This window comes from Marinobacter sp. JSM 1782161, assembly GCF_011421605.1.
Taxonomy (GTDB): domain Bacteria; phylum Pseudomonadota; class Gammaproteobacteria; order Pseudomonadales; family Oleiphilaceae; genus Marinobacter_A; species Marinobacter_A bohaiensis.
In genome coordinates this window covers 2,503,962-2,527,118 of the sequence record NZ_WSSA01000002.1, presented here as the reverse complement: position 1 = coordinate 2,527,118, position 23,157 = coordinate 2,503,962, and the positions used below count along the sequence as shown (strand labels likewise).

General features: G+C 61.2%; 20 protein-coding genes. 1 reads left to right on the top strand and 19 read right to left on the bottom strand.

The features are described 5' to 3' along the window. Window positions 1–2 precede the first annotated feature (2 nt). The 5 genes from GQB00_RS11325 to GQB00_RS11305 are packed head-to-tail and all read right to left on the bottom strand — an operon-like array spanning window position 3 to window position 6,041. Entirely contained in the window at window positions 3–236 is a 234-nt protein-coding gene (locus tag GQB00_RS11325) for a formate dehydrogenase subunit delta (RefSeq protein ID WP_323127272.1), read from the bottom strand. After that, window positions 233–1,099: a formate dehydrogenase accessory sulfurtransferase FdhD gene (gene fdhD, locus GQB00_RS11320; protein ID WP_207950670.1), complete on the bottom strand. Its 867-nt coding sequence runs from the start codon at window positions 1,097–1,099 to the stop codon at window positions 233–235. Before fdhD ends, GQB00_RS11325 begins: the two co-directional genes overlap by 4 nt. Then, complete coding sequence (gene fdhF / locus GQB00_RS11315) at window positions 1,086–3,974, bottom strand: formate dehydrogenase subunit alpha (protein WP_165856285.1); 2,889 nt, start codon at window positions 3,972–3,974, stop codon at window positions 1,086–1,088. Before fdhF ends, fdhD begins: the two co-directional genes overlap by 14 nt. A gap of 16 nt (window positions 3,975–3,990) precedes the next feature. Continuing rightward, window positions 3,991–5,535, bottom strand: a complete 1,545-nt coding sequence (locus tag GQB00_RS11310; protein ID WP_165856284.1) for a formate dehydrogenase beta subunit — start codon at window positions 5,533–5,535, stop codon at window positions 3,991–3,993. Continuing rightward, window positions 5,535–6,041 carry a formate dehydrogenase subunit gamma gene (locus GQB00_RS11305; protein WP_165856283.1) on the bottom strand — a complete coding sequence of 169 codons (507 nt, stop codon included), beginning with the start codon at window positions 6,039–6,041 and terminating at the stop codon, window positions 5,535–5,537. Before GQB00_RS11305 ends, GQB00_RS11310 begins: the two co-directional genes overlap by 1 nt. Window positions 6,042–6,169: 128 nt before the next feature. Here GQB00_RS11305 and GQB00_RS11300 point away from each other — a divergent pair, with 128 nt between their 5' ends. Next, on the top strand, window positions 6,170–7,249 hold the full coding sequence (locus GQB00_RS11300; protein ID WP_165856282.1) for a substrate-binding domain-containing protein: 1,080 nt from the start codon (window positions 6,170–6,172) through the stop codon (window positions 7,247–7,249). A 33-nt stretch (window positions 7,250–7,282) separates the two neighbouring features. On the opposite strand, the gene GQB00_RS11295 is transcribed toward GQB00_RS11300, so the two are convergent. The 14 genes from GQB00_RS11295 to GQB00_RS11235 form a co-directional block, all read right to left on the bottom strand. After that, window positions 7,283–8,941 carry an OFA family MFS transporter gene (locus GQB00_RS11295; protein WP_165856281.1) on the bottom strand — a complete coding sequence of 553 codons (1,659 nt, stop codon included), beginning with the start codon at window positions 8,939–8,941 and terminating at the stop codon, window positions 7,283–7,285. Between the two features lie 11 nt (window positions 8,942–8,952). After that, the gene (locus GQB00_RS21950) at window positions 8,953–9,075 is read right to left on the bottom strand and encodes a hypothetical protein (RefSeq protein WP_266096040.1); all 123 of its coding nucleotides are present in this window, start codon (window positions 9,073–9,075) and stop codon (window positions 8,953–8,955) included. 258 nt (window positions 9,076–9,333) lie between these two features. After that, window positions 9,334–9,846: a DUF2931 family protein gene (locus GQB00_RS11290; protein WP_228276699.1), complete on the bottom strand. Its 513-nt coding sequence runs from the start codon at window positions 9,844–9,846 to the stop codon at window positions 9,334–9,336. A gap of 80 nt (window positions 9,847–9,926) precedes the next feature. Continuing rightward, window positions 9,927–11,951: a T6SS phospholipase effector Tle1-like catalytic domain-containing protein gene (locus GQB00_RS11285; protein ID WP_165856279.1), complete on the bottom strand. Its 2,025-nt coding sequence runs from the start codon at window positions 11,949–11,951 to the stop codon at window positions 9,927–9,929. A 271-nt stretch (window positions 11,952–12,222) separates the two neighbouring features. Then, complete coding sequence (locus tag GQB00_RS11280; protein ID WP_165856278.1) at window positions 12,223–13,278, bottom strand: AbrB family transcriptional regulator; 1,056 nt, start codon at window positions 13,276–13,278, stop codon at window positions 12,223–12,225. A gap of 69 nt (window positions 13,279–13,347) precedes the next feature. After that, entirely contained in the window at window positions 13,348–14,433 is a 1,086-nt protein-coding gene (locus tag GQB00_RS11275; protein ID WP_165856277.1) for a TauD/TfdA family dioxygenase, read from the bottom strand. A gap of 252 nt (window positions 14,434–14,685) precedes the next feature. Beyond that, entirely contained in the window at window positions 14,686–16,230 is a 1,545-nt protein-coding gene (locus tag GQB00_RS11270) for a tripartite tricarboxylate transporter permease (RefSeq protein WP_165856276.1), read from the bottom strand. 62 nt (window positions 16,231–16,292) lie between these two features. Beyond that, window positions 16,293–16,760, bottom strand: coding sequence for a tripartite tricarboxylate transporter TctB family protein (locus GQB00_RS11265; protein WP_165856275.1), 468 nt, complete (start codon window positions 16,758–16,760; stop codon window positions 16,293–16,295). Between the two features lie 131 nt (window positions 16,761–16,891). Then, entirely contained in the window at window positions 16,892–17,863 is a 972-nt protein-coding gene (locus GQB00_RS11260) for a Bug family tripartite tricarboxylate transporter substrate binding protein (RefSeq protein WP_165856274.1), read from the bottom strand. A 139-nt stretch (window positions 17,864–18,002) separates the two neighbouring features. Then, window positions 18,003–18,890: an isocitrate lyase/PEP mutase family protein gene (locus GQB00_RS11255; RefSeq protein WP_111493676.1), complete on the bottom strand. Its 888-nt coding sequence runs from the start codon at window positions 18,888–18,890 to the stop codon at window positions 18,003–18,005. Window positions 18,891–18,916: 26 nt separating this feature from the next. Further along, window positions 18,917–19,111, bottom strand: a complete 195-nt coding sequence (locus tag GQB00_RS11250) for a hypothetical protein (protein WP_111493678.1) — start codon at window positions 19,109–19,111, stop codon at window positions 18,917–18,919. Window positions 19,112–19,134: 23 nt separating this feature from the next. After that, the gene (locus GQB00_RS11245; protein ID WP_111493680.1) at window positions 19,135–20,181 is read right to left on the bottom strand and encodes a porin; all 1,047 of its coding nucleotides are present in this window, start codon (window positions 20,179–20,181) and stop codon (window positions 19,135–19,137) included. A 331-nt stretch (window positions 20,182–20,512) separates the two neighbouring features. After that, complete coding sequence (locus tag GQB00_RS11240; protein WP_165856273.1) at window positions 20,513–21,784, bottom strand: CaiB/BaiF CoA transferase family protein; 1,272 nt, start codon at window positions 21,782–21,784, stop codon at window positions 20,513–20,515. An 80-nt stretch (window positions 21,785–21,864) separates the two neighbouring features. After that, on the bottom strand, window positions 21,865–23,052 hold the full coding sequence (locus GQB00_RS11235; RefSeq protein ID WP_111493684.1) for an acyl-CoA dehydrogenase: 1,188 nt from the start codon (window positions 23,050–23,052) through the stop codon (window positions 21,865–21,867). Window positions 23,053–23,157: the final 105 nt, after the last annotated feature.

Here is a 23,157-nt window from a genome sequence, read left to right as displayed (position 1 = left end):
GCCTAGCCCGCCTGCCGCAGTTCTATGAGCCGCGCCACCGCCAGCTTCGACACGTCCGTCAGCTCACTGCCGTCGCTCCCGGCGTAGTCGATGATCTGCTGCTTCATGCTGCGGGCCCAGAACTTCTTCAGGTGGGTGGCGACCTTGTCCGCCGCCTGGGCGTTGTTGCCGTGGTGGAGGTTGTTGTCGCTGATCTGGTTGATCATCTGGATCAGGTGATGAAGCTCGCTGTTCACGTCGGGCTCTCCTGCTTGGCGTCGGTCGTGGACGTCTGTCCGCAATGATAGATCACGTGGCGGCCCGGGCGGGCGAAGCCGATCAGGGTCATGTTGGCCTTGCGCGCTTCGCGGATCGCCAGGCCGGTAGGCGCGGAAACCGCCACCAGGCCGCCGATGCCCACCATGGCGCTTTTCTGCACCATCTCGAAACTGCCCCGGCTGGAAATCAGGGCGAACCCGCGTTCGAACGAGCGCCCCTGGCGCAGCCAGTGCCCCACCAGTTTGTCCAGGGCGTTGTGGCGCCCCACGTCCTCGCGCACGGCCAGGATCGCGCCGTCCAGGTCGCACCAGGCGGCGGCGTGGGTGGCGCCGGTTTCCGCTTGCAGGGGCTGGTGCTGCTTCAGGTCGCGCACCGCGGTCTGGACGGCGTCATCGCTGAGGGCGGGCGGCGCGTCGATTCGTGGAATGGCGCGGATCGCATGGTCCAGCGACTCGGTCCCGCACAGGCCGCAGCCGGTGCGTCCCGCCATGTTGCGACGCTGGGCCTTGAGGGCAAACAGCCGCTCGCTGGCAATGGTCATGTCCACCGTGGCGCCGGCCGGACTGCGCTGAACGCTCAGGTCGTAGAGTTCGTCCGGGGTATGGAGGATCGACTCGGTCAGGCTGAAGCCCACCGCGAAGTCCTCCAGGTCCGACGGCGTGGCCATCATCACCGCGTGGGAGATGCCGTTGTAGACCATGGCGACGGGCATCTCCTCGGCGACGACATCGTCGGTCTCGCCGGCCCGTTCCTGGCCGCGTTCGTCGACGCGGGTGCGGAACAGGGCCGACGGGGTGTCGTCCGGCCCGGAGGCCGGTGCTTCGGGATCATTTAATGGCAAAGTTGGACTCGTCACTCGAATGTTCCAGGTAGTCGTGCTGGCGCCGGTCGAAGGACTGGAAGTGCTTCTGCCAGGCCGACGGCTGCGTCACCTTCTCCACCTGCACGGCGGTGACCTTGTACTCGGGGCAGTTGGTGGCCCAGTCGGAGCTGTCGGTGGTGATGACGTTGGCCCCGCTGCCCGGGTGGTGGAAGGTGGTGTAGACGACACCCGGCAGCATGCGCTCGCTGATGCGGCAGCGCAATACGGTCTGTCCCACACGGCTGGACACGCCCAGCCAGTCACCGTCCCTGATGCCGCGTAGGTCGGCGTCGCTGGGGTGGATCTCCAGCACGTCCTCGCTGTGCCAGACGCTGTTCTCGGTACGCCGGGTCTGGGCGCCCACGTTGTATTGGCTGAGGATACGGCCGGTGGTCAGCAGCAGGGGATAACGGCGGTTGCTGCGTTCCGGCGTGGCGACGTATTCGGTGACCGCGAAATGGCCCTTGCCGATGGGGAAGTCCACTTCGTGCATGGTGGGGGTGCCGTCGGGATGCTCGGCGTTGCACGGCCACTGGATGCTGCCCAGTTCGTCCAGTTTCGCGTAGCTGACCCCGGTGAAGGTGGGCGTGAGCTGGGCGATCTCGTCCATGATCTCGGACGGGTGGCTGTAGTTCATCGCATAGCCCAGGGCGTTGGCCAGGTCCTGGGTCACCTCCCAGTCCTCCTTGCCGGCGATCGGCGCCATTACCTTGCGCACCCGGTTGATGCGGCGCTCGGCGTTGGTGAAGGTGCCGTTCTTCTCCAGGAAGGTGGCGCCGGGCAGCAGCACGTGCGCGTACTTGGCGGTCTCGTTGAGGAAGATGTCCTGCACGATCAGGCAGTCCAGGGACGTCAGCGCCTGTTCCACGTGCTGGGTGTTGGGGTCGGACTGGGCGATGTCCTCGCCCTGCACGTAGAGCGCCCTGAAGTGGCCGGCGATGGCGGCGTCGAACATGTTGGGAATGCGCAGGCCCGGCTCATCGTCGATCTTCACGTGCCACAGGTTCTCGAAGCGCTCGCGCACCGCCGGGTCGCCCACGTGCTGGTAGCCGGGCAGCTCGTGCGGGAACGAGCCCATGTCGCAGGAGCCCTGGACGTTGTTCTGGCCGCGCAGCGGGTTCACGCCCACGCCTTCCCGGCCCAGGTTGCCGGTGGCCATGGCCAGGTTGGCGATGCCCATCACCATGGTCGAGCCCTGGCTATGCTCGGTCACGCCCAGGCCGTAGTAGATCGCGCCGTTACCGACGCTGGCGTAGAGCCGGGCGGCCTGGCGGACCTTGTCGGCGGGCACGCCGGTTTCCGCTTCCAGCGCTTCCGGTGAGTTTTTCTCTTCCTGGATGAACTCGCGCCAGGTGTTGTAGGCGCCGGGCTCGCAGCGCCTGGCGATGAAGTCGGTGTCTTCCAGACCTTCGCTGACCACCACGTGGGCCAGGGCGTTGATCAGCGCCACGTTGGTGCCGGGTTTCAGCGCCAGGTGGAGGCCTTCGCCGCCGTGGGCGGTGTCGAGCAGGTCGATGTGGCGCGGGTCGGCGACGATCAGGTTGGCCCCCTGGCGCAGCCGGCGGCGCATCTGGGAGGCGAACACCGGATGGGCGTCGGTGGGGTTGGCGCCGATCACCAGGATGGTGTCCGCCTGCATCACCGAGTCAAAGGTCTGGGTGCCGGCGGATTCGCCGATGGTGGTCTTCAGGCCGTAGCCGGTGGGGGAGTGGCAGACCCGGGCGCAGGTGTCGGTATTGTTGTTGCCGAAGCCGGCGCGCACCAGTTTCTGCACCAGGTAGGTTTCCTCGTTGGTACAACGCGACGAGGTGATGCCGCCGATGCTCTCGCGGCCGTGTTCCGCCTGGATGCCTTTCAGGCGTTGGGCGGCGAAGTCGATGGCGTTCTCCCAGGACACCGCGCGCCAGGGCTGGTCGATGGACTCGCGGATCATCGGTTCCTTGATACGGTCCTTGTGGGTGGCGTAACCGAAGGCGAAGCGTCCCTTCACGCAGGAATGGCCGTGGTTCGCGTCACCGCCCTTGTAGGGCACCATGCGCACCAGCTGGTCGCCCTTCATTTCAGCCTTGAACGAACAGCCCACGCCGCAGTAGGCGCAGGTGGTGACGACGCTGTGTTCCGGTACGCCGACCTCGATCACGCTCTTTTCCATCAGCGTCGAGGTGGGGCAGGCCTGCACGCAGGCACCGCAGGAGACGCATTCCGAGTCCATGAAGTCCTCGTCCTGCCCGGCGGCGACGGTGGAGTCGAAGCCGCGACCGTCGATGGTCAGGGCGAAGGTGCCCTGGACTTCCTCGCAGGCGCGCACGCAGCGCGAGCAGACGATGCACTTGCTCGGGTCGAAACTGAAGTACGGATTGGAGTCGTCCGTTTCCGCGTCCAGGTGGTTCGCCCCGTCGAAGCCGTAGCGCACGTCCCGCAGGCCCACGGCGCCCGCCATGTCCTGCAGTTCGCAGTCGCCGTTGGCGGGGCAGGTCAGGCAGTCGAGCGGGTGATCGGAGATGTACAGCTCCATGATGTTGCGCCGTAGCCTGGCGAGCTTGCCGGTCTGGGTGTGGACTGCCATGCCTTCGGACACCGGCGTGGTGCAGGACGCGGGGTAACCGCGCTTGCCTTCGATCTCCACGGCGCAGAGGCGGCAGGAGCCGAAGGCCTCGAGGTTGTCCGAGGCGCACAGCTTGGGAATCGTGATGCCGGCCAGGGCCGCCGCGCGCATCACCGAGGTGCCGTCCGGCACGTGGATCTCGACGCCGTCGATGGTCAGGGCCACGGCGGTTTCCGAGAGCGCCGGCGGCGTGCCCAGGTCCCGGTTCGGGTCAATGCGGTACTCTCTGGGGTCGAAATAGTTCAGCATGGCTGCCTCCTGCGGTTCAGGTCGGCCGGTGTGTCAGTTCGTCGGGGAAGTGCTTCATCACGCTCTGCACCGGGAAGGGGGTCATCCCGCCCATGGCGCACAGGGAGCCGTCCATCATGGTGTCGCAGAGGTCGGCCAGCAGTTCCCGGTTGGTCTCCACGTTCTCGCCGGCGCGGAGTCGGTCGATCACTTCCACGCCGCGCACGGCACCGATCCGGCAGGGCGTGCACTTGCCGCAGGATTCGACGCTGCAGAACTCCATGGCGAAGCGGGCCTGCTCGCCCATGTCCACGGTGTCGTCGAACATCACCACGCCGCCGTGGCCGACGACGCCGCCGAATGCGGCGAAGGCTTCATAGTCGATGGGCGTGTCCCACTGGCTTTGCGGCAGGTACGCGCCCAGCGGGCCGCCCACCTGCACGGCTTTGAGTGGCCGCCCGGTCAGCGTGCCGCCCCCGAAATCCTCCATCAGCTCGCGCAGGGTGATGCCGAAGGCCAGTTCCACCAGCCCGCCGCGTTTGACGTTGCCGGCCAGTTGCAGCGGCAGGGTGCCGCGGGACTTGCCCATGCCGTAATCGGCGTAGGCCTGCGCGCCCTGGTCGAGAATGAAGGGCACGGCGGCCAGGGACAGCACGTTGTTCACCACTGTCGGCTTGCCGAACAGGCCCTTGATGGCGGGCAGCGGAGGCTTGGCGCGCACCATGCCGCGCTTGCCTTCCAGGCTATCGAGCAGGGAGGTTTCCTCGCCGCAGATGTAGGCGCCGGCGCCGAGTCGGACTTCCAGATCGAAATGCCTGCCGCTGCCGCGGATGTCCCGGCCCAGGTAGCCGGCGTCATAGGCGCGCGCCAGCGCCTCGCTGAAGATACGGTGGGCGACGGGGTATTCCGAGCGCAGATAGACGTAGCCCTGATCGGCGCCCACGGCCAGCCCGGCCAGGGTCATGCCCTCGATCAGCAGGTACGGGTCGCACTCCATCACCAGCCGGTCGGCAAAGGTGCCGGAGTCGCCTTCGTCCGCGTTGCAGACGATGTATTTCTGGCCCGCCGGCTCGTCGTGCACGGTCTGCCATTTGATGCCGGTGGGGAAGGCCGCGCCGCCGCGCCCGCGCAGGCCGGAGGCCTTCACCGCATCGACGATCGCCTGGCCGCTCAGGTTGAGCGCTTTTTCCAGGCCGGCGAAACCACGGTGGGTGCGGTAGTCGTCGATGGACAGCGGGTCGGTCACGCCGATGCGGGAAAAGGTCAGGCGCTGCTGCTTCTTGAGGTACGGAATGTCGTCGGTCGGGCCCAGCGCGAGCGGGTGATCGGTCTCGCCCTCGAACAGCCCGGCCGCGATCAGGCTATCCACGTCGGCGGCTTTCACCGGGCCGTAGGCCAGGCGACCGTTCGGTGTGGCGACTTCCACCAGGGGCTCCAGCCAGAACAGCCCCCGGGAGCCGTTGCGGACGAGGTTCAGTTCCACGCCGCGTTGATTGGCGGCCTGCCTCATGGTGTCGGCGACGGCGTCGGCCCCCATGGCCAGTGCCGTGGTGTCGCAGGGCACGTACACGGTAACGGACATCACTTCACCTCCACGGCGGTCGTCGTGAGCTGGTCCACGAGTCGGTCGAACGTGTCCGCGTCGACACGGCCGTGGACGGCGTCATCCACCCGGACCGAGGGGCCACAGGCGCAGTTGCCGAGGCAGTAGACCGGTTCCAGCGTGATCTCGTTGTCGGCGCTGGTCTGGTGGAAGTCGATCCCCAGCCGCCCCTTGATGTGAGCTTCCAACTGGCGGGCGCCCACGGCCTGGCAGGCTTCGGCGCGGCACACATGAACCACATGGCTGCCGGTCGGGCGGGTGCGGAAATGGTGGTAGAAACTGATAATGCCGTGGACCTCGGCGCGGGTCTGGCGCATGGATTCGGCGATCAGCGGTACGGCGGCTTCGGGAACGTAGCCGAAACGGTCCTGGATGGCGTGCAGGATCGGCAGCATCGCGCCCGGCCGGTGACGGTGGGCGTCGATTTCCTGCTGGATCTGTTCCAGCGTCCAGTCCTGCGCGGCTTGGGCAGCAGCTTGTGACATGGCGGAGACTCTCATCAGGTTTCGAATGGTTGACGGTTATGCACAACCATTCTTAATTGTTATAGGCTCTGATCAGGTGCTTACTGGAAAAATAGCACTCCATTCATCGGCTAGAAATATGAAAAACAATGCATAAGAAAAAACTCAGCATTTCACCGGCTTGGGTCTTCCGCTCCGAGGAAGGCGAACTGTTCGATCCCGTCCTGTTCCGGTTGCTCAAAGGCGTGCGCGATGCGGGCAAGCTCACCGTGGCCGCCGAACAGGCGGGGATCTCCTATCGCCACGCCTGGAACCTTTTGAATCGCAGCGCCGGCTTTTTCGGGTTGCCGCTGGTGGATATGCACAAGGGGCGCGGCACCCGCCTGTCGGCCTTGGGCGAGAAACTGCTGTGGTCCGAACAACGGGCCAAGGCCCGTCTGGGGCCGCAGATGGACAGCATGGCCTCGGAGCTCAACAACCAGCTGCAGCAGTTGCTGGCGGGGGCGCATCCGGTATTGCGACTGCACGCCAGTCACGGCTATGCGGTGGCCCTGCTGCCGGATTTCTCCGATGAGCTGGAGCTGGATCTGCGTTACTGCAATCCCGCTGAAGCGCTGAGCGCGTTGGCTCGCGGGGATGCGGATGTGGCCAGCTTCCACTTTCCGGCGTGCCCGCACCAGGCAGAGCAGGTGATGGCGGCCTACCAGGATCAGCTCGATCTTAAAAAACTGAGGGTCGTCCGCTTCGTCACTCGGGAGCAGGGGCTGATCATCCGGCGTGACAGCCGTGAGACGGTGACCGGCCTGGCCGACCTGACCCGGTCCGATGTCCGTTTCATCAACCGGGACGAGCATTCCGGTACGCGGATCCTGTTCAACATGCTGCTGGCGGAACAGGGCATTCGTGAGGGCCAGATCCAGGGAGCCGAGCGTGAGGAATTCACCCACACCGCGGTGGCCGCCTACGTGGCGGCGGGTATGGCGGATGCCGGTTTTGGGGTGGAGGCGGCGGCGGCCCAGTTCGGACTGGATTTCATCCACCTTGCAACCGAGCACTACCTCCTGATCTGTCCCGAAGACCGCCTGCAGCAGGACAACATGCAACAGCTGCTTGCCCTGATGGGTTCGGCGGAGTTCCTGAATCGACTCGATGCGTTGCCCGGTTATGCGCCGGATCGTTGCGGGGAGGTGTGCACGTTCGCCGAGCTGCTCGCCAGCGATCGGTTGTGATCGCCGGGCGCTTTGGCACCCGGCGATTAGCCTTCAGAACAGCGCAGCGGCTTTTGCCAGCGCGATGTACAGCCCGATCAGGAAGGGCACGCCCACACCCAGCCAGCAGAGCACGCCACCGATGCCGAAGGCGCCGCGCGCAGCGGATTCCGCCTTGCCGCCGACCGGATCGTCGTGTTGCAGGGAGCGCTCGTACTCCACTTCCTCGTCCGACATGTGATGTTCTTCCTTCACCGGCCGCACCAGCAGGTTGCAGATCAGCCCGGCGAACAGCAGCCCCGCCATGATGTACAGCGTGCGGTCGTAGACCAGGTTGGGGGCGACGCCCGCATTGAGCTGCGCTTCCCGCAGGGCGGCGATGATCAGCGGGCCCACCAGGCCGGCGGCGGTCCAGGCCGTCAGCAGGCGACCGTGGATGGCGCCCACCATCTGGGTCCCGAAGATGTCCGCCAGATACGCCGGCACGGTGGCAAAGCCGCCGCCATACATGCTCAGGATCACGCAGATCGAGATCACGAACATACCCGCCATACCCAGGTGGCCCCAGGTCGGCAGCAGGCAGTACATGATGATGCCCAGGATGAAGAAGCAGAAGTAGGTGTTCTTGCGGCCGATCTTGTCCGACAGTGAGGCCCAGAACAGGCGGCCGACGCTGTTGAACAGACTGATCAGCCCCACCAGGCCGGCGGCGGCTGCAACCACGGCGGCTTTCTGCGAAGCGGTCAGTACCGCATCAGGATCGGTAATGCCCACCAAAGCGCCGCCGAACACGTCCTGCAGCATGGGGCTGGCCATCGAGATCACGGCGATGCCGGCGGTCACGTTCAGGAACAGCACACCCCAGATCAGCCAGAACTGCGGGGTTTTCCAGGCGGTGTTCAGGTGCACGTGGCCGTGGGTGATCATGGCGTTGTCTTTCTGGGACTTGGGCGGCTCCCAGCCTTCGGGTTTCCAGCCGCTGGGCGGAACCCGGAAGCCGATAGCGCCGCAGGCCATGACGATGGTGTAGATGGCGCCCATGGTGATCAGCGTCATGGCAACGCCGGTGCCGCCATCGGCCGCGAAGTGGCCCATCAGCAGGACCGCCAGGGGCGCGCCGATCATCGCGCCACCGCCGTAGCCCATAATGGCAAAGCCGGTGGCCATGCCGCGGCGGTCCGGGAACCACTTGATCAGCGTCGAGACCGGGGTGATGTAACCCAGCCCCTGACCGATACCGCCCAGCACGCCGGCGCCGAGGTAGACCAGCCACAGCTGGTGAGTCATCACGCCGATGCCGCCGACGATCATGCCGCCGCCCCAGCACAATGCTGCAATACAGCCGGCCTTGCGCGGCCCGGCATGTTCCAGCCAGGCGCCCCAGATCGCGGCGGAGACGCCCAGCATGGCAATGAAGATCCCGAACACGTAGGTGACCTGGGGCACGGTCCAGTTACACGTGGTCGTGGTCAGCGCCTGCATCAGGCCGAGGTTGGCGCAACTGGCCGGCGCATTGGCAATCTCGTTGGTCATGGGGAGCCAGAACACCGAGAAGCCATAGGCCATGCCGATACACAGGTGGATCGCCAAAGCGGCGGTCGGAACCAGCCAGCGATTGAATTGCGGGCCGGCGATGGTGTTTTCACGGGCAAAGAAACCGGGCGAGCGAGCGCTTCCCGATTCCAGGGCACCGTCCTGGGTGATGCCGTCCATAAGCAGTCCTCTTACTTCTTTTTGGTTTTTTGAATAGCGTTCGCCGTTGCCGGGCGGACGTCGCGTCGCAGGGATGGCGTGAGGGCGTCGAGGCCGGGGCAGGCCTTGCGCTCACGACTATCGGAAATCGTCATGGGTTGCTCATTCTTGTTGTTTTATATGAATTGTTATGCATAAGTTAAAAGGGCATGGCTGCCCTTTTGCTACTGAGTGATTGGATTTAATCGGTGGTTCGCGTGCAACTAGCGGAAAGTATTATGAATGTTTATTCATAAATTAAGAAGAGCTGCTTTCTTCGATCCAGCGTCTGCGATCACAGGCGCGCGCCTGAATGGACAGGCGCCGTAGGAAGGCTTGGACAGGCAGAATGGATTGGCCGGTAACCCGGATAGTCACCAGCCTGTCTTCGGAATGCCGTGCTCGTCCAGGTAGTCGCCGTTTTCCTCGAGGTATTGTTCCGTCGCGGCTTTATAGCGCGAAGGATCCCCGTCAATCTCATTGGCCTGGAAGCGGGCCACTTCGATTTCGTTGCCAATCTGGTTCATGATCCAGAGGACGATGGTGCCGCCTGGGGCTAGGCCGATGGTCAGGATGTCCCGTGGGCGCTGAAATTCTCCTTTGCTTGTTCGATAGATTGCAGGCTGTGCGATTTGCTGCTGCAGACCATCCGGTAAGTGGAAAGACTTTTGATACGATTTTTGCTCGGAGAGGGAATACCAGCGGATGACGATGTAGTCCGGCAACTCTCCAATGGGGCCTCCTTTCCCGACTGGGCCGTGGGGGCCTTTCCAGCAGCAGTTAACACGTCCCATCTCCATGTTTTTGATTCCATCTTCCTGTGATACGAGTGCAAACCGTTCGACCAATACACTGTAATTTTTCGGCGCGCCGACACCGATATGCATCGGTTGCTGAGGCTCTGGTTGTGTGGCGCACCCGGCTAGTAGCCATAAAAAAACTGTGGCTAGCACTATACGGCTGGTCATTAAGATGTCTCCGGTTGATTGGGGTGCACGATTCGCTGTCTGCCCTCAGCGGGTTTAAAGGGGCTAAGTTCTGGCGTAGGGACTTCCAGTTTAATCACCGAGTCACTCAGCATTGTTTCGAGCAAGTCATAGTGATCCGAGTGATGAACATAACGTTGCTTTAATAGATCGAGTTGATCGGACGAGAACTTGGGCTGGTTACTGCCTTGTTTTACTTCCTCTAATGCTCGTTTTTTCAATGCATCAAGTTCCTCGGGGAGTTCTAGGTCATCCCGGCCGGAAATGGGAGATAGCGGGACATGGTTCTCTGTTGCAAGATCGTGCATCAAATACAGATTGATAAGCGAGTAGCTGCCCAAGATGTAGCGTGTCATTCTTAGGTTCAGGGTGACCTGCTCGTCTCTACCTGGCAGGTTGCGATTGGTCTTTTCTATTTCAATGGAAGCAGTCTCGCCAGAAGGTAGCGGTAGGCTGTGTGGCCCTATCCAGCGATCTGAAATAGCGCGTGATTTTATCGTCTCCAGGTTGTCCCAGGCCATTGTTTCCTCAGGCCATTGGGCTCGGAAACCTTCTACCGTGATTGATGGGTTTAGAAGGTGTGCTTCAACGGAAGATTCCGCGTAACCACCGCCCACATCCGAGTGGGCCCCAGGCATTTTTATCTCGTGGAAATTGGCGGGAAGTGCTCCATTAACATCGCGAAGACTATTTAATGCAAAGTTCTGCCGGCATTCGTCTAGGGCCGTCAAGTGGACGGCTGATTTCACGCTTTGAGGGTTGAGGTAGACGTGAACAGGAGCGTTTTCGCTGTTGCTTGCAGAAAGGTCTCCTGCGCTTAAATTAACGACACCGGCCACAGTGTCAAAAAGCCCTGCGAATCGGACGATGACATTTTGGGGCCATTCAAGATTGAAGTCTCCGAACGCCTCGCCCAGTAAGCCCGTGGTGCCTTCGGTTACAGTATGAATGGTATGTCGGGCTGCAGCTGCTCCTCTGCTGAACCCGAAGATATCCAAGGTGAGGGAGTCAATTCGATTTGTTGAAACTCTACTTGCCAGCAGTCTGGTAACATCCCTCAAAGCAAGTTTTACTTGCTCAATGATGCCTGTGCCACCTATTCCTGTTGCCATGCTCCACGCGGAGTCATCCTCACCGTCAGTTGTTCCAACGCCCTCAGCATAGATCGCAAATCCTACTTTTCGAGTCGATGGAGTTTCTTCGTCCCAGTCCTGATACAGAGACCAGAGTTTGTGCACGTTCGTTTTGGTATTTGTGTAGCTCGTTCCCAGCAATAGTCCAAGACGGTGTTCGCACTCAGCCTCGCTTATTTCACCCCGTCTATGAGGATTCAGGCAAACTGACTCGATTTTCTTGTTGAGTATTTCCGTGTTAGTGGCATTGTTGCCCGTCCCATCGAGAAATATCCCCACCTCAACATGCAATTCCTTCTCAGCCGACGTCTCCTCTTGACTGGCCTCTGCAACCACCGGAGCAACAGCCGCCGCGGCTCCAACCGGTAAAGACAGATTGTTTCGCTGACCAGACTGAGCCTGCTCTTTCTCTTCAATTTCCCGCTGCCGCAATTCTATATCGAAACCGGACAACGATAGATGCCCGATCCCTTCCGGGCCGAGCCGTTCGATCTGGTTGGGGGTGATCTGCCGGTCGTTGAGCCGGGCGACTTGCTGATTGAGGAACAGGCCGGGAAGGTCTTTCTGTACGAGCCAGCGGCCCGGCAGGGAACCGGATTCCCGCCAGGTGACAACAGGGTTGATCGGCGAGCCGTCGATGGAGCTGTACACCAGCAGTAGCTCGCCTTTGCTGAGCGCCTGGGCGATCTTGTCGGCGGTGTCCTGGTCGGATAGCGGTCGGTCCAATCGGCTGGTCTGCAAAGAGGTTTTGTCCCAGAGCAGCGGCGATGCCGGATTGTCCAGTTTGGGGCGTGCGGCATGGGCCGCGAAGGTCGGGGACTCGATACGGGGCAGATCGCTGAGCACGAGTTCCCGTGGTCGCTTGATGTTCATGATGTGCCTTCCATTGCTTGCCGATGCGCCATTCCGTGGCGCGGTGTAATGCCTGCTTATTGACCCGGTCCGTTGGCTGTGCAGGCGTTATGGAACGGTAATAAAACGCCAGCGTCGGTGCAAACCCGGGACATGCACTCAATCATCGCGGTTCTTGGAGAGCCGGTGTTGTGGGCCGCCCTGTGGGCGTTGGTACGGGAAGGTCCGGCGGGTTGGGATTGGATTTGCCCAGCAGGAGATCTGGTCGCATCGGTTTGCGGAGCGCTTTGTGTCAGGAACGGCGCGTGGTGAGGAATCGCGCCCATAGTGGCGCAACTGCCATGAGAGCGACGATCCGAAGCAGGTGATGGAAGGCGACAAACATCGGGTCGAGATTAAGAGCTACGGCAAGAATGGCAAGCTCACCAATGCCGCCTGGAGCCATGGCCAGTAGCGCGACGTCCCGGGGAACCCCCAATATCCAGTGCACGAGTTCGGCGAACAGAGCCAGGATAAGAAGCAAGAGTGAGGTTGCGATGACTGACTCGAACAGGTGTTTTCGCAGCAGGGACAGGGAAAGTCCCCTAAAACGTGAACCGATCGCACAGCCGAGTACCAGTAGCATGACGTTCATACCCCAGGTTGGCATCTGGAATCGGGCTATGCTGAACCCGGAAAGCAAAGCAGAGAACAGGAGCGGGACAAGCAGGGCAGGGGTCGGGATTCTCAGCCTCATGCCGATAGGAATCAGCAACGGTAGCGTCAGGAGGAGATAGGCCGCTGAAAACGTATCTTCACCCGGCGCCGTAGGGCGGCTGCCACCTCCACTCTCATATAGCCAGAACAGTGGCGGTAAGATGAGCAGTACCAGGATGATACGCAGAGACTGGGAAATGGCCACTCGCCGGGGATCTCCTCCACAGGCTTCGCCCATCATGATCATGGCGGTCATCGCGCCGGGCGCTGCGGAAAACCATGCCGTGACCGGGTCAAACCCGCGCCGGCGAAACCAGGCTGCACAAACGCTGGTAGAAACGGCAACGCCAATAAGGAGTAATGCGCCGGATACGGGCCAGTCCACGACTCGCTCAACCAGGGCCGGGGTCACCTGGCTGCCCAAAGCGAGCCCCAAAACACCGAGAAAGACGAGACGGAGATTTTCGGGTACGGCGACCTGGACGGTACTGATCGAGGCGATCAGGTTTGTCACCAGAGGGCCAAGCATCCAGGCCAGCGGCAGCCCAAGAAGATCGAACAGTGCCCCGCCTAATGCACCGATGGATAGCGATTTGATCAAGCGGAAGGCGGCGTTAGCACTCAAAAATGTGTTGGCCTCTGTACGTGGCATGTCCAGCGGATTTCCCGTAAAAAAGGGGCGCCGAGTGGCAATCGACGGCGCCCAAAGGGAGGTTGATCGTTACGAGAACACGTTGTGCATGCCGTGATATGTCGCCTGACGGCGTTCGTAATTCAGAAAATCCTCAGTAATACATTTGCCACGGTTGCCGCCACGCACGGCGCCGGGACGAACATCCTTGAAGGCCTTGACCCAATTCTGGGGCAGCGGTTGCGAATTGGGGATGGTCATCCACAGGCGCAGCAAATGACGCTTCCTGGCTTCCTCTTCGAAGTCCTCGAAATCGGTCCGTGAGTGGACAACCGTGTAGTTGTTGAGCAACTGCATGTCGCCTTTTTCGATTTCCATCGAAAAGCAGAACCTCGGATCCGGCAACAGCTCGTCCAGGTAATCCAGCACTTCCACCTGCTTATCGGTCAGCGGCGGAATGTCGTCGAAGTAGTTCTGGGCGGCCGTAATATTCTTTCGGTTGGTACGGAAAGCGGGGTAGCCTTCGGTCTCGCCGTAAATCGGGCAGGGATAGACGGGCGGCTCGTCGTCGGAGCCCGCCCCCTGCAGGCTGAAATAGAACGGCGTGCGAATGGCTTCGTCCAGATCCGGGCGCGTGCGCATGATCTCGTCGTAGATGGCCAGAGAGCTGGTGATCAGACTGGTGCCACCCCGCTTGGCCGGATGCAGGCACATCAGCGAGACCACGTCGCAGAAGTCCACATGGAAATCCAGACCTGCATTGGTGTTGTAGCCGCGGCCACCGTCCACTTTGTAGCTGCCGCCGGCGTCCTTCACGGAGGTTATGATATTGCTGGTCTTGTTCTGTGTGCGGGCGACGCCCATGTGCAGGCCGAGCCCCCAGTAAAGCACATGGGCTTCTTCGACGGTCCACTGCTCTACCGGAAGTCCCTTGATCAGGCAGAAACCCCAGTTCGTCTGGGTGCTGTCGAATGCACCCTTGAAGGCGGCAATGGCGTTTTCGCCCAAGGGGAAGTCCTCGGGGGTCATCTCAAGCAGGGGTTTGCCCGCTCGTTTGGCGACGTCCAGGGCAGTGCCCAGTTCGTCGATGACGCGCTGGTCGAGGGGGCGAATCCAACTGGTATTGTTGGCGACATCTTCGGCCAGCCAGGGGCGGCATTTTTGTTGTTCAGTCATGATCATTCCTTTCCGGGTAAGAACTGTCATTCCAAGATATCTGACTGAATTCACAGTGAATAACTCATTTTCTTCAATCTGGAATGAAGGAAATTTGTTGTCCCTGGTGGTGCAGGGAAAGGGCGTTGGAAGCCCTGATGGAGCACGCCCTGGAAGCATCCATTCTTTGATGATCAGGCGGGCCAGCCCCTGGCTATCGTTGGGGATGCGTCCGACGTGACGTTCAGTCAGGGAAGGCCCGCTAAAGAGGTTTCATCCGTGGTTGGTTGACGTGCTCATTCGTCGGTTGCCATTAGGGCGGTCTTTCTTGCCTGACAGCCATTTACTGATCAGTGGCTTGAATACCGAGAACAGCACGACCAGCGCTGTGAAGCTGGCCAGGCCGATGGAGAGGCCGGACGGAAAGAGGGCGGTCCACTCGTTCTGGCCGATCAGCAACGCAAGACGCAGGTTCTCTTCCGCCATAGGCCCCAGAATGACGCCGAGCACGATGGGAGCGAGCGGCACCTGGAAATGCACCAGCACCACTCCGATCAGGCCGAACACCAGCAACAGGTAGATATCGAATATGCTGTTGTTGACGGCGTAGACCCCGACGATACTCAGGGCAAAGACGGCGGGAATAAGCATTGCGGCAGGGATCTTCAGGACTTTCACGAACAGCCGCGAACCCATGATTCCGATCGGGATCAGCAGGATGGCGGTGATCAGCATCTGCAGCATGAAGCCATAGACGATGTCGGCGCTCTCCTTGAATAGGGCCGGGCCTGGCTGCAGGCCGTGCACCAGCAGGCCGCCCAGGATGACGGCGGACACTGAGCTGCCCGGGATGCCCAGGGTCAGTGCAGGAACGAGGGCAGAACCGTTGTCGGCGTTATTGCCGCATTCCGCGGCCGCGACGCCTTCCTCAGCACCTTCGCCGAACCGCTCGGGAGTCTTCGATGAGCGTTTGGCTTCGTTGTAGCTCAGGAAGGAGGCCATGTTTCCTCCCACCCCGGGTAGCAGACCGACAAAAACACCAATGCCGGAGGACTTGAGCCAGGTTGGCATCAAACGGGGCACCAGGGAGCGAAAAGGCTCGTGATCCTTCTCCTCGCTGATCTCCGCCGGTCCAGTGCCGGTGATGGCTGTCTTCGCCAGCTTCAGGGTGGGCGGTATGCCGAACAGGCCGATCAGCACCACGACGATATTGACGCCGTTGGTCAGCTCCACAAAACCGAAGGTGAAGCGCTCCTGGCCGCTGATGGTGTCGATGCCGATCAAGCCCATGATCAGGCCGAGGCACGCGGCGAAGACCCCTTTGACAAGGCTCTTGCCCAGTAGCAGGGACAGGCTCAGCAGCCCGAACAGGGCCACCCAGAAGTAGTCTGAAGGGCCGAACATGAGCGTGACCTTGGCCAGCGGCGGCGCCAGCAACACCAGGGTCAAAGCGCTGACAGTGCCGCCGATGCCGGAGGAAAACACCGCGATCCGCAGCGCCAGGTTGCCCTTGCCCTGTTCGGACATCGGGCGGCCGTCAAAAATAGTCGCCACCGAGGCCGGTGTGCCGGGTACACCAAGCAGGATGGACGGAATCGCCCCGCCGTACATGGCGCCGTTGTAGATGCCGGCCATCAGCCCAAGCCCGACCAGTGGATCAAGGCCGAAGCTCAGGGGAATCAGGATCGCGATCCCCATGGTGGCGCTCAGTCCCGGCAGGGCGCCGATACAGATGCCCAGCAGGGTTCCGCCCAGCATCGCGAGGGCATTGGCCGGCTCCAGAATGATGTAGAAAGACGTAAGGAGTTGATCAAACATGATGATGAGCTGCCCGGTCGGTCGTTATTGGTGGCTTGTTCGAAAGTCGTTGCGAAAAACGGTTACTGGAACAGCGAGCCTGCGGGCAGGCGCCGGCTGAAGGCTTCGACGAAGATCAGGTAGATCGCGCCCTCGAAAATCAGCGTCATGAGCAACACCATCAGCAGGTTCCGGTACCGGAGCATCAGCGGGATTCCAACCAGCAACAGGGTGATCGCACTGAAGTAGCCGATATAGGGCACGAGCAGTACGGCAATCACGAGGGCCACTGCGGCGAAGGCCCCGTAGACAAAGCCGGAGACATCGATCTTGCGAATCGCACCGGGCCCCTGGCGAAACCAGGCCACCAGCGTCTTGACCAGTGACAGGACGCCGCAGCCCAACATGACCCCGCAGATCGCGGTCGGGAACAGGCTGCTGGCGCCGGTGATTTCACTGGTTTTCACCAGCAGGAAGGAGGCGGCGAGGATGGCCGTCAGTGAAAAGGCAACTTCATCGGTCACCGACTTGATGGAAATGCTCTGGTTCATGGGCTGCACCGTTCGGGCATGCCCGGCGATACGACTCGGGAGTCGCCGGGGTATTGAAACATGAGTCCGGGGAATGACGGGCGGGCGCTCCCGTAGTCAGGAATGCCCGCCAAACTGGCAAGATAAGACGCCTATTTCTCAACCCAGGGCTTGTTGTCCCACAGGTTGCTCATGTCTTCGTAGAGCGTGTCGGTCAGGTCCTTCTGCTCGGCGGCGGTCATGTAGTTCAGCATGAACAGGCGCTTCTTGGCCTCGGCCGTGAACTTGGGGTCTTCCATCATATCGGCAATCGCGCCACGGAGCTTGTCGGCTACGTCAGAATCGATATCAGCCGGCGCCATCAGGCCGCGGTACGACCCGCCAACCAGGTCGTAGCCCAGTTCCTTCAGTGTCGGCACGTCCGGGAGCAGCGGGCTGCGTTCGTCGGCCATGACGGCCAGTACGCGGATATCACCGGATTTGACGTTGCCGGCGGCCTCGCTCAGACCCATGACGGCGGCTGAGATATGACCGCCCAGCAGGGCTGCACGGCTGCGGGCACCGCCGTTGAAAGGAATGTTGTTGACGTCGACTCCGGCGGCCATCAGGAAGCGTTCGAAGGAGGTGTGTTGCGCACCGCCACGCCCCGGGTTGCCGACGGTCACGCTCTTGCCGTTTTCCTTGGCGTAATCGACCCACTGTTCGAGTGTCTCGAACTCGCTGTTGGCGCCGACAAAGATCGCCGTCGGATCGAAGATGACGTTACCCAGGAAGGTGAAGTCATCCAGTTGGTAATCCGGTGAACGCTCGATGATCGGGTTAATCACTCCCGGCATGTTGACCATGCTCAGGGTGTAGCCGTCGGATTGGGCGCGGGCCATTTCAGTGTAGGCGATTTCACCGCTGCCGCCGGGACGGTTGATGACGGTGATTGACTGGTCGCCGCCCAGCTCGTTCTGGATGTATGGCGCAATGGTGCGGGCGAGGATGTCGGTGCTGCCTCCGGCTGAGTAGCCCACGACCAGGTCGATATCGCGGGTGGGGTAATCGGTGGCGGCGAAGCTGGTTGGAGAAAACAGCGCCGTGGCAGCGAGAACGGTCATGATCGACTTTTTCAGGGACATGGAGCGACTTCCTTTTATTAGATTTGTTGGAGGGCATCCAGGGGATTGGCCCTTATGATTACGTTAGGGATCCATGGTTGCGCGAACAAACGAAAAAACCTTGTTATCGAAACAATCTTTTCTGATGTCGGGTCCTGAGTCAGGCGGCGTCCGTACCCGGTCCGCCGTCCTTGTACTTGTCGGATTCCGCCAGGATCTGCGGCAGACCGATGGCGGTATTGAGTTCGTTGAAGTCTGCCATTCTTTCCGCAAACGGCTTATTGGTGCCATGCTGCTTTAGGCTGGCGAAATAGGCGCGGGCCTGGCGTAGCATGGCGCGGGCGAGGCCGCCTGGGAAAATGGCGACCCGGTAGCCAAGCTGGGCGAGGTCGTCCGGGTTGGTAATGGGGGTGTGCCCGCCTTCCACCATGTTGGCCAGAACGGGTATGCGACGACCGAACTGTTCGCCGATAGCGGCCAGCTCTTCGCGAGTGCGTGGCGATTCGATAAACAGGATGTCCGCGCCGGCTTCGACATAGCGTTCGGCGCGCTCAAGTGCCGCCTCGAAAGATTCAACGGCGATCGCATCGGTGCGCGCAACGATGAGCGTCTCCTCGCTTTGGCGACTGTCCACCGCCGCCCTGATCTTACCCTCCATTTCGCTGCAGGACACCAGGCTCTTACCGGCGAGGTGGCCGCATCGCTTGGGCAGCGACTGGTCTTCCAGCTGGATGGCTGAAGCACCGGCGCGCTCGAACACCCGAACCGTACGCTGCACGTTCAGGGCGTTGCCATAGCCTGTATCGCCGTCGACGATGATCGGCAGAGTAATGCGGTCACGGATGTAGGCGATGGAATCGGCCACTTCGGACATGGACACCAAACCAATGTCCGGGCGCCCCAGTTTGGTGTAAGCGAGGCTGCCGCCGGAAAGATAGACGGCCTCGAAGCCGGCTTCCTCGGCGAGATGGGCAGTGAACGCGTCGTATACGCCAGGGACCACCGTGATGTCGTTGTCTTCGGTGATCAGTTTTCTCAGGGTTTTCATGCAATGTCCTCCGAGTCAGGGACGGTCTATTGCTTCTGTTGTCGATCTTCGTTCCAGCGCCCGAGGTCGTTGACCGTTAGGCGGAATGCGCCATCCTCGCCGGACACCAGGCCGGGTCCTTGCGGGATCTGGTTGGCATCGTGATAGGCGAAGGGTTGTCCGGCACAGCCGGAGGCCAGCATGCCGGCCAGCAGGATTGGGATGATGGGGCGGATGTGCATGGCGATGCTCCGTCTTCAATCAATCAGAACTTGAGTCGGCTGCCCAGCGCGACCACGGTGATGTCATCAAAATCGGCGTCATCGCGATCAAGGGCGAAGACGCGGCCGGTGCCGTAGAGCTCGATCCAGTCCGCCGGCTTGTAGACGTAGTTCACGCCCATGTAGGTGCCTTCGTCGCCTTCCTGGGCGCGATCCTCGGTGATGCCGTAGTCAATCGAGCTGGCATGGCGGCCGCTCTTGTAGCCAAGGCGGAAGGTGGTGTTGGCGGACTCGTAGCCGGCGTCTGCCTCCAGACGGGAGTAGGACAACGCAGCGTTGAAGCCGCCATTCAGCAGCACCGACGCCGAGCCACCCACCGTATCGTTGCTGTCTGCGCCGCCTTCCACCTCTTCGCTGGAGTAGCCGAGGCCCGTGACGACCTTGCCGAACCCGAGTTCACTGGCGTAGACCGCGGATGCTTCGTAAATCATCTCATCCTTGCGGCCCACACTGGCGGTCAGGGTCAGCGGACCCAGTTGGTTGGTGCGGTAGGCCATACGGTCGTAGCGGCTCTCGAAGTCGAAGTTGGCAATACTCTGGGAGACGGTCGGCCCTGCCTGGCCCGCGTCCAGGAACTGTGTGCCGCCGCCCATCATGTGGGCATGCCCCAGAAGCGCCACGACGCCGGTACCGGACAGATCCTTATGAGTAATGCCGTTGGCGGCCCCGTCGCCCTGGCCAAGGTAGATTTCGCCGAACGGGCCCTTGAAAAAGATGTCCGCGTGGCGCTCCTGCAGCTCGCTGGAGATGCTGGGATTCTGCCGCGAGATTGCGGATGAGGGATTGGACTCGAACTCCATTTCCAGCCTCGCACCGGCCTCGATGGTCTCGGTGATCTGACCGGTGGCAACGAAGCGGAAGCGGGTGGAACTGTTGGTGTTGTCGACAAAGTAGGTTTCTGTCTTGTCGCCATCGTCCACGGCCATCATGGCGCGGTTAACCTGGCCGGAAACAGCCAGTTCGGCGGCTTGTGTCGTGACGCTCAGGCAGAGTATGGGCGCAGCCAGGCCCAGGATTTTTTTGTTGTTCATAAGACACCTTTTGTTTTATTTGTTGTTCGAAGAAACGAGTCGGAAAACAGTGGAGATATCTTTTTTATTGATTGAGTGAAGCGATCTCGAAATGCTTCGATATTTACGTTATGGGAGGTGTCGGGTTATGAACAAACGAAAAAAAGTCTTTATGGAATGAAGGTTTTTTGATGGGGGGTGTCGAGCGAGGCGGTATCCGTATGGAATTGAAAATAAATATATTTTCTGTTTATCAGCCGGACGGGAAAAAAAGCAGAGGTGCTGTTTTTTATTTGCTTGTATTTTGATTGATTAAGCGCGCGCGTTTTCTTTTTAAATACGGTGTTCTTATCTAGGCAACGACCCCGGACTGTATCAGAGCCTCTATGGTCGATTTATCCATGTGCAGTTCATCCTGCAACAATGCTCGTGTACTGGCGCCCAGATTGGGCGGCGCTGACCGATAAGCTGCAGGTGTTGCACTGAACTTTGCCGGATAGGCGACCGTCGGGATCTCATAGCCGTCGCTCCGTTTCATGGGGACGACCATGTCGCGGGCAATGACCTGGGGATCGTCAAACACTTCCGGGATTGTGTTGATGGGTCCGCAGGGTACCCCGGCCGTCTCCAGCAGACTGATAATCCGTTCGCGAGAGAAGTGTGCAAGCCGGTCTTCGAGCCGGTCTTCGAGTAGGTCACGGTTGTCCACGCGGTCGGCGTTGGTCAGGAAACGTGGGTCGCGGGCAACAGCAGTGAGCTCCAGTACGTCGCACAACGAGCGGAACTGGCGGTCGTTGCCGCAGGCGATAATGACATGGCCGTCCTGTACCGGGTACGCGCGGTAGGGCACCAGGTTGGGATGGTTGTTGCCCATTGGCTTCGGTGTGCGTTTTCCGACCAGCCAGTTGGAGCCCTGATTGGCGAGCATGGCCACCTGGCAATCGAACAGGGAACAGTCGATATGCTGGCCTTCGCCGGTTTGCTCCCGGCTGGCGATGGCGGCCAGGATCGAGGTCGCGGCATACATGCCGGTGAATTCGTCGGTAATGGCGACACCCGTCTTCAAGGGTTCGGCGCGCTGGGTTTCGGTCTCCGGCTGTCCGGTGATACTCATCAGTCCGCCCATCCCCTGGATCAGGAAGTCGTAGCCGGCACGGCTGGCGTAGGGGCCGGTCTGGCCGAAACCGGTGATGGAGCAATACACCAGGCGCGGATTCTCTTTACGCAGGCTGGCGTAATCCAGCCCGTACTTTTTCAGGCCACCCACCTTGAAATTCTCCACCAGGATGTCGGCGGAACGGGCGAGCTTGCGAACCAGCTCCGCGCCTTCGGGCCTGGAAAAGTCAACGCAGACGGATTCCTTGTTGCGGTTGCAGCAGGTGAAGTAGGCCGCGTCGGAGGCTTCAACGCCGTCATCGTCGGCTTCGCGGGTCAGGAATGGCGGCCCCCAGCGGCGGGTATCGTCGCCTGTCAGGCTCTCGACCTTGATCACCCGGGCGCCCAGGTCCGCCAGGATCTGTGTCGTCCACGGACCGGCCAGGATACGGCTGAGGTCAAGGACCGTCAGATGACTCAGTGGGCCGGGGACAGGGGTATCGGAATCGCGGGATGCATCTGCGGACATGAAAGCTTTCCTCCATCGCAGGCAGAGGGATAAGCGCCCGTGCCGGTTGGCCCGGGCGCTGTAGGAAGGGTAAGGGCCGTTTAGCCGGTAAACGCCTGGATGCCGGTCTGGGCACGTCCCAGGATCAGGGCGTGTACGTCGTGGGTGCCCTCGTAGGTGTTGACCGCTTCCAGGTTCACCATGTGGCGGATCACGCCGTACTCATCGGACACACCATTGCCGCCAAGCATGTCGCGGGCGGTGCGGGCGATGTCCAGCGCCTTGCCGCAGGAATTGCGCTTCATCAGTGAGGTGATTTCCACCGCGGCTTTGTCTTCATCCTTCATGCGACCGAGACGCAGGCAGCCCTGCAGGCCCAGCGTGATTTCCGTCTGCATGTCCGCCAGTTTCTTCTGGATCAACTGGTTGGCGGCCAGCGGGCGGCCGAACTGCTTGCGATCCAGTACGTACTGGCGGGCCGCGGTCCAGCAGAATTCGGCGGCACCGAGGGCGCCCCAGGCGATGCCGTAGCGTGCAGAGTTCAGGCAGGTGAACGGGCCACGCAGGCCTGTGACCTCCGGGAACATGTTCTCTTCCGGCACGAAGACTTCGTCCATCACAATCTCGCCGGTAATGGACGCACGCAGGCTCACCTTGCCGTGGATCGCCGGGGCGCTCAGGCCTTTCATGCCCTTGTCCAGGATGAAGCCGCGGATCTTGCCGTCCTCGGTCTTGGCCCAGACCACGAAGACGTCAGCGATCGGGCTGTTGGTGATCCAGATCTTGCTGCCGCTGAGCTTGTAGCCGCCGTCCACTTTCTTGGCGCGGGTTTCCATGCTGCCGGGGTCGGAACCGTGGTTGGGTTCGGTCAGGCCGAAACAGCCGATCCATTCGCCGCTGGCCAGCTTGGGCAGGTATTTCTGCTTCTGCTCTTCCGAGCCAAACTCGTTGATCGGCACCATCACCAGGGACGACTGCACGCTCATCATGGAACGATACCCGGAATCCACACGCTCCACTTCGCGGGCAATCAGGCCGTAGGACACGTAGTTGAGGCCGGCACCGCCGTACTGTTCGGGAATGGTGGCGCCCAGCAGGCCCAGTTCGCCCATTTCCCGGAAGATCTCGGGGTCGGTCTTCTCGTGGCGGAAGGCTTCCAGGACGCGGGTGGCCAGTTTGTCCTGGGCGTAGTTGTGGGCGGTATCCCGCACCATGCGTTCTTCTTCCTCAAGCTGATCGTCCAGCAGCAGGGGACTGTACCAGTCAAACTCGGCGTTGGGGCGGCTCATTATTCGGTAACCTCACATTTAGAGTTGTTGGAGATGTATCTCGCAGTGCGGGAGCGCGCTTTATTATTGGTTCAGGGAATAATAGTGAATCGACGAGGATTGACT

Bases quoted from the DNA above. Each gene is read 5' to 3' on its own strand.
- fdhF (WP_165856285.1), bottom strand. From the start codon at position 3,974: ATGCTGAACTATTTCGACCCCAGAGAGTACCGCATTGACCCGAACCGG.
- GQB00_RS11310 (WP_165856284.1), bottom strand. From the start codon at position 5,535: ATGTCCGTTACCGTGTACGTGCCCTGCGACACCACGGCACTGGCCATG.
- GQB00_RS11305 (WP_165856283.1), bottom strand. From the start codon at position 6,041: ATGTCACAAGCTGCTGCCCAAGCCGCGCAGGACTGGACGCTGGAACAG.
- GQB00_RS11300 (WP_165856282.1), top strand. From the start codon at position 6,170: ATGCATAAGAAAAAACTCAGCATTTCACCGGCTTGGGTCTTCCGCTCC.
- GQB00_RS11295 (WP_165856281.1), bottom strand. From the start codon at position 8,941: ATGGACGGCATCACCCAGGACGGTGCCCTGGAATCGGGAAGCGCTCGC.
- GQB00_RS21950 (WP_266096040.1), bottom strand. From the start codon at position 9,075: ATGACGATTTCCGATAGTCGTGAGCGCAAGGCCTGCCCCGGCCTCGAC.
- GQB00_RS11290 (WP_228276699.1), bottom strand. From the start codon at position 9,846: ATGCATATCGGTGTCGGCGCGCCGAAAAATTACAGTGTATTGGTCGAA.
- GQB00_RS11285 (WP_165856279.1), bottom strand. From the start codon at position 11,951: ATGAACATCAAGCGACCACGGGAACTCGTGCTCAGCGATCTGCCCCGT.
- GQB00_RS11280 (WP_165856278.1), bottom strand. From the start codon at position 13,278: ATGCCACGTACAGAGGCCAACACATTTTTGAGTGCTAACGCCGCCTTC.
- GQB00_RS11275 (WP_165856277.1), bottom strand. From the start codon at position 14,433: ATGACTGAACAACAAAAATGCCGCCCCTGGCTGGCCGAAGATGTCGCC.
- GQB00_RS11270 (WP_165856276.1), bottom strand. From the start codon at position 16,230: ATGTTTGATCAACTCCTTACGTCTTTCTACATCATTCTGGAGCCGGCC.
- GQB00_RS11265 (WP_165856275.1), bottom strand. From the start codon at position 16,760: ATGAACCAGAGCATTTCCATCAAGTCGGTGACCGATGAAGTTGCCTTT.
- GQB00_RS11260 (WP_165856274.1), bottom strand. From the start codon at position 17,863: ATGTCCCTGAAAAAGTCGATCATGACCGTTCTCGCTGCCACGGCGCTG.
- GQB00_RS11255 (WP_111493676.1), bottom strand. From the start codon at position 18,890: ATGAAAACCCTGAGAAAACTGATCACCGAAGACAACGACATCACGGTG.
- GQB00_RS11250 (WP_111493678.1), bottom strand. From the start codon at position 19,111: ATGCACATCCGCCCCATCATCCCAATCCTGCTGGCCGGCATGCTGGCC.
- GQB00_RS11245 (WP_111493680.1), bottom strand. From the start codon at position 20,181: ATGAACAACAAAAAAATCCTGGGCCTGGCTGCGCCCATACTCTGCCTG.
- GQB00_RS11240 (WP_165856273.1), bottom strand. From the start codon at position 21,784: ATGTCCGCAGATGCATCCCGCGATTCCGATACCCCTGTCCCCGGCCCA.
- GQB00_RS11235 (WP_111493684.1), bottom strand. From the start codon at position 23,052: ATGAGCCGCCCCAACGCCGAGTTTGACTGGTACAGTCCCCTGCTGCTG.